This is a genomic window from Ruegeria intermedia, assembly GCF_900129345.1.
Classification (GTDB): Bacteria; Pseudomonadota; Alphaproteobacteria; order Rhodobacterales; family Rhodobacteraceae; genus Ruegeria; species Ruegeria intermedia.
On record NZ_FQVK01000007.1, the window covers coordinates 147993 to 155992 of the forward strand.

5 protein-coding genes, 1 tRNA gene and 1 pseudogene are annotated in these 8000 nt (G+C 62.9%); 4 read left to right on the forward strand and 3 right to left on the reverse strand.

What is annotated here, in order from left to right; genetic code table 11:
- Positions 1–2 precede the first annotated feature (2 nt).
- Both F3H26_RS07335 and F3H26_RS19430 read right to left on the reverse strand, forming a co-directional pair.
- Positions 3–2015 carry a dynamin family protein gene (locus tag F3H26_RS07335; RefSeq protein WP_149775401.1) on the reverse strand — a complete coding sequence of 671 codons (2013 nt, stop codon included), beginning with the start codon at positions 2013–2015 and terminating at the stop codon, positions 3–5.
- A 1-nt stretch (position 2016) separates the two neighbouring features.
- Positions 2017–2583, reverse strand: coding sequence for a hypothetical protein (locus F3H26_RS19430; protein WP_188127720.1), 567 nt, complete (start codon positions 2581–2583; stop codon positions 2017–2019).
- A 455-nt stretch (positions 2584–3038) separates the two neighbouring features.
- On the opposite strand from F3H26_RS19430, the gene F3H26_RS07345 reads away from it, so the two are divergent.
- Positions 3039–3123: transfer RNA gene (locus tag F3H26_RS07345), tRNA-Leu, on the forward strand.
- 43 nt (positions 3124–3166) lie between these two features.
- On the opposite strand, the gene F3H26_RS07350 is transcribed toward F3H26_RS07345, so the two are convergent.
- Positions 3167–3769: a helix-turn-helix domain-containing protein gene (locus F3H26_RS07350; protein ID WP_149775402.1), complete on the reverse strand. Its 603-nt coding sequence runs from the start codon at positions 3767–3769 to the stop codon at positions 3167–3169.
- Positions 3770–4062: 293 nt separating this feature from the next.
- Between F3H26_RS07350 and lpdA the strand changes: the two genes are divergently transcribed.
- From lpdA to F3H26_RS07365, 3 genes and pseudogenes are all read left to right on the forward strand, one after another.
- Complete coding sequence (gene lpdA, locus F3H26_RS07355; RefSeq protein WP_149775403.1) at positions 4063–5445, forward strand: dihydrolipoyl dehydrogenase; 1383 nt, start codon at positions 4063–4065, stop codon at positions 5443–5445.
- Positions 5446–5458: 13 nt separating this feature from the next.
- Positions 5459–6368, forward strand: a pseudogene (gene lipA, locus F3H26_RS07360) (lipoyl synthase).
- 26 nt (positions 6369–6394) lie between these two features.
- Complete coding sequence (locus F3H26_RS07365) at positions 6395–7768, forward strand: alanine/glycine:cation symporter family protein (protein ID WP_149775404.1); 1374 nt, start codon at positions 6395–6397, stop codon at positions 7766–7768.
- Positions 7769–8000 lie beyond the last annotated feature (232 nt).

The window sequence follows — 8000 nt, forward strand, 5'->3', positions numbered from 1 at the left end:
GCTTACGCTGCTTCGTTGCTGAGGTTCTTGAGGATGTCGCCCAGGATTTCATCGCGGGACTTTTTCGGCTCGATTCCGGCCAGCAGGGCGGCGTTGGGGTTGTCGCCCTTGGTCGCGGACTGCGAGATGCTCAGCAGGGTTTCCTTCTGCTCGCGCATGAAATCGGTCAGCGTCGCCCGGACGTTTTCCAGAACCGCGGCGATCTGGGTCTCTTCCAGGTCCTTGGTGATCGAGTTCGCCTCGGACGCGATCAGGCGGGTATAGTCGGCGGCGTAGGCCTCGAACCCCTTGCGCCGTTGCCACCACCTGCGCCACCAGGTGCTTTGCAGGTCCAGCGCGATGGTGCGCCCGATGCCCAATGGCGGCGGCACGCGGGGCACGATCGGGGCCTCGATGTTGAATTCGCCCAGATGGTTGCCCAGAATCTTGTGGTACAGCGCCTCGACATCGGCGGCAGCGGCGGAATACAGCGCCCCGGCCTCTTTGCGCATCGACCGGGCAAAGCTGAAATAGGCCGCCTTCTGCAGGGTGCGCAGGCCGGCCGGGTCATATTGCCAGGTGCCCTGCTCGCCGTTCTGTTCCAGGTGGGCGATCAGCGAATCCGTTGCACGTTTGACGAAATTCGCCTCGGCCGAGGCCAGCCGTTCCAGCACCTTGTCGCGCAGTTTCGTGGTCAGCTCGGCGGCCTTTTGGTCATAGTCCTCGCTCAGCTTGGCGATCGCCTCTTCCGGCGCGACGCCATCCAGGTCGCGCGCCAGCCCGTCACTGTCCGACAGGGATTTGGCCACCGAAGTCGCCCGGATCTGGCTGGCGATGTTGCGCGCGCGGTGGCGCACCCGGTCGAGCAGGCGCTGGCCCGCGCCTTCGGCGATGCGTTCGTTCATGGCCAGCAGCAGATCGGGCAGCCCGGACAGTGCCCAGATCTTGTCCAGCGAGGCCGCCTGATCGCCAAAGCCTGCGGCCAGATAGAACGTGTTCAGCGCCCGGCGCGAATCCTCGGTCAGAATTTCGGGATTGCCGGTCAGGGCGGCCTCGGCCCACAGGGCGCTGCCGAACACGACGCTGGTGTTGGTGTCGATGCCGTTCTGTTTCAGCGTGTCCAGAATCCGGTCGCGGATTTCGGGCACCTGGCTGACCGGGTCGGTCAGCTCGTCGATGCGGTTGACGAACAGGATGATCTGGCGATTTTCGAACTGGGCGATGATCCGCATCAAGGCCATGTCCATCGTCGTCAGCGCCTGGCTGGCCGCCAGAACCACGACGCAGACTTCGGACCCGCGCAGGCTGCGCAGGGTGATCTGCTCGCGCACCATGAAGGTATCGTTCACGCCCGGCGTGTCGCACAGTTTCAGCGCGATCGGGTATTGTGGAATGTCCATGTACAGTTCCGCCGATTTCGTCACGTCGGCAAAGCGGCCGGTCTTGGGGTCGATGTCCGGGTCATCCTCGTCGCCCAGGCAGACATAGCGCTGGACCAGTTCCGCGTCGAAATAGTCGTACTGGTGGCTCTGGCCCAGGATCAGGTCGAAATGCTTGCCCAGCCGCTCTTCGGACTTGGCCTTCATTTGGGCGATCTGACGGCGGATGTCCTCGATCTCGTCATCGGCGCCGGCGCGGTTGGCCAGTTCGCCCAGACGGCCGCCACCCACCATCAGATTGTCCCATTCTTCCTGCTCGAAGAAGGTGAATTTCGATTTGTAGTCGCCCGGCGCGCGGGTGTTGATGTTCAGCGTCGTCACCACCGAGGTCCACGGGTTCACGTCCGACGGCAGCAGGTTCGGGCGACCCGCCAGGATGTTCACGATCGAGGATTTCCCGGCCTTGACCTGCCCCACGAACGTGACGCTGGCGGTAAAGTTTTCAAGCCGGGTGCGAAGCGTGGACAGGCGCGCGGTCGAGCGCGCATCGGCCACCTCTGTCAGCTGGTCGATCTGGGTCGTCAGCGCGGACATGGCCTCGGTCATCGGTGCCAGTGCCTCGTTTCCTACGGACAGAAGGTGGTCGTTTCGGGCCATTTCAGCCTCCGGTTCCTGTTGCGGCGATGTCGGGTTGCGGACGGGCGGCCACCGATTCGCCGAAATTGTCGATGCGGGCGATGATTTCCAGCGCGTTACCGAGAATGTCTGCCTCGGTGCTGGGTGAGACGGACTTCAGGCTTTCGGAATCCGCCAGAATCTCGATGGACCTGAAGCGGTTCCCGTTCTCCAGCCGCGCGACGCGGCGGCCGCTCGGAAACCCGCGTGCGCCTTCGGTGGGAAGCGGCATGCGCGCGTTGGCCAGCAGATATTCGTCGCCCGTCTGCGTCTGCAGGGCGATGCCGAATCCGGTGTTCGGAAAGCGCCGGTTCAGAGTTCTGAGTTCGCCGGCAAAATTCTCTCGGGCAAGAAAGACGGTGTCTTCCTCGGTGGCGTATGAGCTCATGTGTTTGGTCACGGCTGAGACCCTTGTTCTGGAGTTGCGAGACACACTGGTAAATTGCCGGGCGGCGAAAAGACTCATTAACTCCTTGCTGAACAGAATTACCTTCAAGGCGGTCTTTGTTGGGCGCGATTGCGTTATTTTGACGCCTGAAATGTGGCGCAAATGTGGGTGGACTCTGGTAAGGTGTTGCAACTTAAAGAAGAAATGAGAAATTGGCCGCGGCGCCCCGGACCGACTGCGTCGGATCCTGGCCAGACGGTCCGAGCGGGAACGCGCGCAAGGTCCGGTAGAAAGCTAAGATTCAGAGAAATCTCGGACTTTTGGATTCGTCCGGAAGGCCTTCGCCGACCTGGCAATGGTTGCCCCCGCGTCGGCCCAGGTGCGGGCAAAGCGTCGGCCGGCGAGAGCGCCTGACATGACACCCAGTTGCGGCACAACGTATGGAGGTTCGTGCGACACGGTCACGATCCCGCGTACCTTGGCCAAAACCGGACCCTGCCCACCGCGCAGGCATCCCGGCTTCGGCCCCGGCGCGGTGCGATGCGGAAAATTCCCTCTCGCACTTGCCGGGAAGCTTTGTTATCAGCCCAACAGCCCTGCACGGCAGGTGCTGGCATGCGGGTGTGGCGAAATTGGTAGACGCACCAGATTTAGGTTCTGGCGCCGCAAGGCGTGGGGGTTCAAGTCCCTCCACCCGCACCACATTGGTTCCTCCGAGATCAAGGAGACCCTTCGTGGAGCGGTTTCATTCCAGCGAAACCCACAGCACACGCGCGTTTTCCGCGCTGGTCGAGATGCAGCCGTGGCCCATGCTGCTGTCGTAGTACAGCGAATCTCCTGCTTTCATGGGCAACGGGCGGTAGTGCTCGGAAATGAAGGTCAACTCGCCGCTGAGGACATACATGAACTCCTCGCCCGAATGCCGGATCCAGGTTTCGAACTCCGAGATGTCGCGCGCCTTGATTTCTGAGATATAGGGCAGCATCCGCTTGCTGGTGAGGTCCGTGCACAGCAGTTCATGCAGATAGGTCGGCGTGTCCTTGGGCTCGCCCCGTCCCTTGGGCGTATAGTCGCGACGCCCTGATATTCCGCTCTGGCCGGATTGCAGAAAAAGGTTCGGCGTGTGCATGTCCAGCGCCTGGGTCAGACGTCGGATGATGTCGAAACTGGGGCGGGTCAGATTGTTTTCGATCTTCGACAGGGTCGAGCGACCGATCCCGGCGGCCCGGCCGGCCTCTTCCAGCGTCCAGCCCTTCGCTTGCCGGGCCTCGCGGATGCTTTGTCCCAGCGCCGCGCCGTCATCCGCGATCTCGGGGGTGGTGATCTTTTTCCGCGTGTCTTCCCGCATTTGGCTCCCTCCCTTTCCGAAAAGATAACAGATTGTTTATCTGGGAGAATAAGCTTGTATATGAAAAATTGTTGCCTAGAGGAAAAACTGTATCCTATAGGAAACAGAGTTTCGCACAGAGGATTCGGGCCGAGGAGGAGCCGGTATTCATGACAGCGCGTCCGCAAGAAGATCCTGCCATTGCCGTGTCGTCGCGCTGCGATGAGGTGGCCGGGCCGAGCGATCGCAGCCGTACCTGCCGGCCTTCCGTTCCGTACGGTGAACGGTCCACCCAATCTGCTGAGAGTTGATCCATGAACACTTATGACCTGATCGTCATCGGCGGCGGCCCGGGTGGCTATGTCGCAGCCATCCGCGCAGCCCAGCTGGGCTTGAAAGTGGCCTGTGTCGAGGGCCGCGGCGCCCTGGGCGGGACCTGTCTGAATGTGGGGTGCATACCCTCCAAAGCGTTGCTGACCTCCTCGGCCAGATATGCCGAGCTTGCACATCTCTCCTCCCATGGCATTGCGGTCGAGGGGGCCAGCATCGACGTCCGTGCGATGATGGAGCGCAAGGACAAGATCGTCGGTGATCTGACCAAGGGCATTGCGTTTCTGTTCAAGAAGAACGGCGTCGATCTGATCGAAGGTTGGGCCAGCATCCCGGCGGCCGGGCAGGTCAAGGCCGGGGATGTGCTGTACCAGGCACAGAACATTCTGATCGCCACCGGCTCCGAGCCTAGCACGCTGAGCGGGATCGAGATCGACGAGACCGACGTCCTGAGTTCGACCGGCGCCTTGGCGCTGGAGCGCGTGCCCGAACACCTGGTGGTCGTGGGCGCAGGTGTGATCGGATTGGAGCTGGGTCAGGTCTGGGCCCGCCTCGGCGCCAGGGTCACGGTGGTCGAGTATCTCGACCGTGTGCTGCCGGGCATCGACGCCGAGATCGCGAAACTGGCACAACGTGCCTTGGCCAAGCGCGGTCTCAAGTTTCAGCTGGGTCGGGCCTTGAAGAGCATCGACAGGGCCGGGACCGGGCTGACGCTGACACTGGATCGGGTCGGCAAGGACAAGGAAGAGGTGATCGAGGCAGACAAGGTGCTGGTCGCCATCGGACGCCGCCCGGTGACGCGCGGGTTGGGGGTGGAAGATTTGGGGATGGCCCTCGACCCGCGTGGCTTCATCGAAGTCGACAGCACATTCCAGACGTCGGTGCCCGGCATCTATGCCATCGGCGACTGCGTTCCCGGCCCGATGCTGGCCCACAAGGCCGAAGAGGACGGCGTCGCCTGTGTCGAGATGCTGGCCGGCGAAGTCGGTCATGTCGACTACAACACTGTTCCGGGGGTGGTCTACACGGATCCCGAAGTGGCCTCGGTTGGCCGGACCGAAGAAGAGCTGAAAGACGCCGGCGTCGAATACGTCGTGGGCAAGTTTGCCTTCATGGCCAATTCCCGCGCCCGGTCCACGGGTGAAACCGACGGTGCCGTCAAGGTGCTGGCCGACCCTGACGGCAATATTCTGGGCGCCCATATCTGCGGAGCCCATGCCGGTGATCTGATCGCCGAACTGGTGCTGGCGATGTCCACCGGCGCGACAGTGGCGCATGTCGCGGCCACCTGCCATGCGCATCCGGCCATGGGCGAGGCGGTCAAGGAGGCCTGCCTCGACGCCATGGGCCGGGCGATCCACGCGTGACCGGGGGCGCCAGATGACCATCCAGCTTCGCCCCCGCCATCCCGAAAAGGCCAACAAGGCCGACAGCGAGATCCCGCGCAAGCCGAAATGGATCCGCCGGAAAAAAGTGGAAAGCGCCGAGCACTACGAAACCCGGCGCCTGATGCGCGACCACAACCTGGCCACCGTCTGCGAAGAAGCGGCCTGCCCGAATATCGGGGAATGCTGGTCCAGGCGCCACGCCACCATGATGATCATGGGCGACCATCGGGCGCCCCGACGCGCTGGACCCGTTCGAGCCGGGCCGCGTGGCGGCGGCGGTGCGCAAGCTCGGCCTGCGCCACGTCGTCATCACCTCGGTCGATCGCGACGATCTGGCCGATGGCGGCGCCGAACACATCGCCCAGACCATCCGAGCCGTGCGGCACCAGAACCCCGGCACGACGGTCGAAGTCCTGACCCCCGACTTTCTGGGCAAGCGGGGTGCGGCCGATGCGGTGTTCGCAGCCGCCCCCGACGTGTTCAACCACAACCTCGAGACGGTTCCGCATCTGTATCCGACGGTTCGGCCCGGCGCACGCTACTATGCCTCGCTGCGCCTGCTGGATGACGCCAAGCGCTCCAATCCGCAGATGTTCACCAAGTCCGGATTGATGGTCGGGTTGGGGGAAACGCTGGACGACATTCGCCAGGTGATGGATGATCTGCGTGCGGCCGACGTCGATTTCCTGACGGTCGGACAGTATCTGCAGCCCACCCCGAAACACCATCCGATCGACCGGTTCTGGGCGCCCGAGGAGTTCGCCCAGCTGGAACGGATCGCCCGCGCAAAAGGCTTTCTGCACGTGTCCGCCACGCCGCTGACGCGGTCATCATTCCATGCGGACGAAGATTTTGCCGCCCTCAGGCAGGCCCGCCAGCGGGCTGTCGCCGACAGGGTGTAACCCAACGCAAAATAGGGAGGAAATCCATGGAAGCGTTGAATTCAATCGTGGGGGCCGTGAATGGCATCGTGTGGGGACCGGCGATGCTAGTTCTCATTCTGGGTGTCGGCTTCTTTCTGCAGGTCGGGCTGAAATTCATGCCGATCCTGCGTATCGGCACGGGCTTCAGCCTGCTGTTCAAGGGCCGCGAAGGCCAGGGCGAGGGCCAGATCAGCCCGTTCAACGCTTTGATGACGTCGCTGTCGGCGACCATCGGCACGGGCAACATCGCCGGTGTGGCGACCGCCGTCTTTCTTGGTGGCCCGGGTGCGCTGTTCTGGATGTGGATGACCGCGCTGGTGGGCATGGCCACCAAGTATGCCGAAGCCGTGTGCTCGGTGAAATACCGCGAGCGGGATGAACTGGGCAACTACGTGGGCGGCCCGATGTACTACATCAAGAACGGCCTGGGCGCGAAATGGGCCTGGCTGGGCGTCGCCTTTGCCGTGTTTGGCGCAATAGCCGCCTTCGGAATCGGCAACGGCGTGCAGGCCAACGGTGTGGCTCAGGTTCTCGAGACCAATTTCGGCCTGAACACCTCGATCACCGGCGTCATCCTGATGGTGCTTACGGCGGCCGTCATCCTGGGTGGCATCACCCGCATCGGCGCCGTTGCGGGCAAGCTGGTGCCCTTCATGGCCGTGGCTTATGTACTTGCCGGCCTGCTGGTTCTGCTGATCAACGCGGGCAATCTCGGCCATGCGCTGTCGCTGGTCTTTACCCACGCCTTCACGCCATCGGCGGCCGAGGGAGGTTTTGCCGGTGCCGCCGTCTGGGCCGCGATCCGCTTCGGCGTGGCGCGCGGCGTGTTCTCGAACGAGGCCGGCCTGGGTTCTGCTCCGATCGCCCACGCGGCGGCCGAGACCAAGGGGCCCGTCAACCAGGGCCTGATCGCGATGCTGGGCACGTTCATCGACACGATCATCGTGTGCTCGATCACCGGTCTGGCGATCATCGCATCGGGCGCCTGGACCTCGGGTGAATCCGGCGCGACGCTGACGTCGCTGGCCTTCGAAACCACTCTGCCGGGCATCGGCGGGTATCTGATCGCGATCGCACTGTCGATCTTCGCCTTTACCACCATCCTGGGGTGGTCGTTCTACGGCGAAAAATGCGTCGAGTTCCTGCTGGGCGTGAAGTCGCTGATGCCCTACCGGGTTCTGTGGATCGTGATGATCTATTTCGGCGCGACTGCCGATCTGGGTTTCATCTGGCTGCTGGCCGATACCCTGAACGCGATGATGGCGATTCCGAACCTGATCGCCCTGGCCCTGCTGAGCCCGATCGTCTTCAAGCTGACGAAGGAGTTCTTCGCCACGGGGGGCAAGTCCGAAGAGCCGGAGAGCGCTCCTGCCGAGTGACCTCGGCCAATGCGAATGACGGGGGCCGACCGGCCCTCGTTGCGAAATCACAATCGAACCTCACCCGTACGACATTCGGGCGCCGGGTTCAGATAGGTCGCCATGACGGAAAGGCAGAAACGATGACCCAATCGAAACGCACGCCGCTGCATGCACTTCATGTTGAATTGGGTGGCAAGCTGGTTGATTTTGCGGGCTGGGAGATGCCCGTTCAGTATCCTTTGGGGATCAT